General features: G+C 54.9%; 1 protein-coding gene. It reads right to left on the bottom strand.

The window, feature by feature from the left end; all coding sequences use genetic code 11:
• Positions 1–20 precede the first annotated feature (20 nt).
• The coding region (locus SAHL_RS18490) for a hypothetical protein (protein ID WP_221177810.1) at positions 21–246 on the bottom strand (226 nt) is incomplete at its 5' end.

Here is a 246-nt window from a genome sequence, read left to right as displayed (position 1 = left end):
GCGCTAATCGACGCAAGAACTTAGAGGCGATAGCGACGAATTTGCAGTAGATAAAGGCGAAAAAGCATGATAGTACGAAGCGGCAGCGAGCTGGCGCATAACGTAGTTGATGCGACATCACGCAGCCGCTTCGGTCTTCGGACTTTACCGCCTCTATCTGCTTGTTTCGGCTCTAGTCGACGACAGAGTCGTTCAGCGTCGTCGAGCGCATGCTGAAGCGACACCAGACTACCGGGGGCGACCTTG

The organism is Salinisphaera orenii subsp. halophila YIM 95161 (assembly GCF_003732545.1).
In the GTDB taxonomy this organism is placed as follows: domain Bacteria; phylum Pseudomonadota; class Gammaproteobacteria; order Nevskiales; family Salinisphaeraceae; genus Salinisphaera; species Salinisphaera orenii_A.
This window is presented reverse-complemented; position numbering and strand designations above follow the sequence as displayed.